This is a genomic window from Aestuariivirga sp. (assembly GCF_037139295.1).
Classification (GTDB): Bacteria; Pseudomonadota; Alphaproteobacteria; order Rhizobiales; family Aestuariivirgaceae; genus Aestuariivirga.
Genome location: NZ_JBAXGR010000287.1, coordinates 1 through 1806, shown reverse-complemented (window position 1 = coordinate 1806; position 1806 = coordinate 1). Strand labels below are relative to the sequence as shown.

General features: G+C 55.0%; 3 protein-coding genes. 1 reads left to right on the top strand and 2 read right to left on the bottom strand.

Annotation, left to right across the window (positions count from 1 at the left end):
• Positions 1-164 precede the first annotated feature (164 nt).
• Positions 165-479: a hypothetical protein gene (locus tag WCJ41_RS21980; protein WP_336907965.1), complete on the top strand. Its 315-nt coding sequence runs from the start codon at positions 165-167 to the stop codon at positions 477-479.
• Between the two features lie 6 nt (positions 480-485).
• Here the strand turns inward: WCJ41_RS21980 and WCJ41_RS21975 are convergent, their stop codons facing one another.
• On the bottom strand, positions 486-1070 hold the full coding sequence (locus WCJ41_RS21975) for a CAP domain-containing protein (protein WP_336907964.1): 585 nt from the start codon (positions 1068-1070) through the stop codon (positions 486-488).
• Positions 1067-1806: hypothetical protein (locus tag WCJ41_RS21970; protein ID WP_336907963.1), on the bottom strand; the 740-nt coding region annotated here is incomplete at its 5' end. The genes WCJ41_RS21975 and WCJ41_RS21970, both read right to left, overlap by 4 nt.

The window sequence follows — 1806 nt, the reverse complement described above, 5'->3', positions numbered from 1 at the left end:
CCCGAATCCGCCTCAACGGGAAAGTCAGCACGACACGGATTCAGGCGAGCGACGCGGGGCAGGCAAAAAAACTGGTCCAGTCGCAATTTCCAAACGCCACGGTGTTGAGCGTCAAGAAAGTAGACTGATTGCATTGCGCTCTCTTTATTACAAGGAATCGCCGTATGCGTCGCACTCATTTCGCGGTCTTGTTTTTGCTGATCAGTGGACTTCTTTTTGTGGCATCGGGGCAAGCACCTAGCAAGGATCGCGGAGTGCTTTCTGTCCTTCATGCAGGTCAACCCGTAAGCCTTCAGGACAGCGGGAACGGCTATGTAATCAGCGTCCTGAAGGACGGTCCCGAGATGCTCGGCCACAAAGTCATTGAGGTGTTCAGTGACTACATCGTGATTGAGGATCTGGCTGGGGTAAATCAAACGCGAATCCCGATCTACTCCATCAAAAGCGTTCTGGTCACAAAATTGGGCGCCCCGAGATAGGCTTTGCTACTTTCTTGGATTCCCGAATAAGACGCACCAAAACGTGTCGTATTGATCATCAGGCGTGCAGGCCACACCGATACCCATTTCCTCGTAGTGGGCGGTGAGGATTTCCTTTCGGTGGCCCGGTGACTTCATCCATCCGTTCACAACGATCTCGGTCTGCGATGCGGGGTGGCCTGCCTTCCATCCTGCAGAGATGATCTCACCGACATGGTCGTTGGCGTCCGGCTTCGTGACAACGATCTGCCCGTCAGGACGGTTCTCAATGAAGAACACATCGCTCCATTCGCTATAGCCCGCCCTGATGGCTCGGTTGATGGGATGGTGAGTGCAGGCCTTGTGGTCTTCAAGACTTTTCGCCTCTTCCTGAAGATGCTCCATTTTCCTGTTGCGTGCCATCCATTCGGCGTGGAATTGGGAGGCCTTCTCTAGTTTCTTGTTGTATTTGCAAGGCTTGAGTCCATTCTGGATTCGCTGGGCGTTGATGCGGTCAAAAACATCACGGACGAAGCCCGCTTCTTGGGCCGATGCGGGCTGTGAAGCCATCATGCTGGCAAAGAACACGATGAGCAGAAGTCGGCGGTTCATTGTCTCTTCAACTCCCTGGCCTTTTTGAAATCAGCCTCGGCCTCGTCATTCCTCTCCAGCCGTTGAAGGGTCTGGCCGCGGTTGTCGTAGTGTTCGGGCTTATTGGGTTCCTTTCCGATCGCCACCGTGAGATCGTCGTAGGCCTTCTGGTACTCACCCATGTGGAAATAACATGCTCCGCGACGGTGATATTGAACGGGTGACTCCGGTGCCAAGAGGATCGCCTCCGTCATGTCGTCCGCCGATTCGGCAAATTGGCCATTCTCAAACCTTTCGTGGGAGCGGACAGCGTAGACCGAGGCAAGTTCTTGTTTGATCTCTCCAGCCTCGGGCATCATCCGAGCAACGGTCTGGTAGTCATTGATCGCCTTTGGGAAATCTCGGAGGTTGGCATAGGCCAACGCCCGGTACTTCAGCGTCATCGGGTCAGTCAGATCCAACTGGTTCGCTTGGGTCAGATCGGCAATCGCTTCTTCGGGCATCTCAAGGTTCAGCCGGCAGAAGCCACGGCTCTTCAGGACATCTGCATTCCGTGGATCAAGGGTGAGTGCCTGGGTGAACCCCTTTTCCGCCTCGGCGAAGTGCTTGTGAAGGAGATTCGTCTTGGCAACCGCCATAAGTTCGTTGAACGAGACCGCCGGCGGCGCATCGGACCGTCCCGCAATGAATCGGCCGGCGACTATGACGGTGGGAAGAATGAGAAGGCCTGCTATGAGCCATGGTGTGACACGGCGAA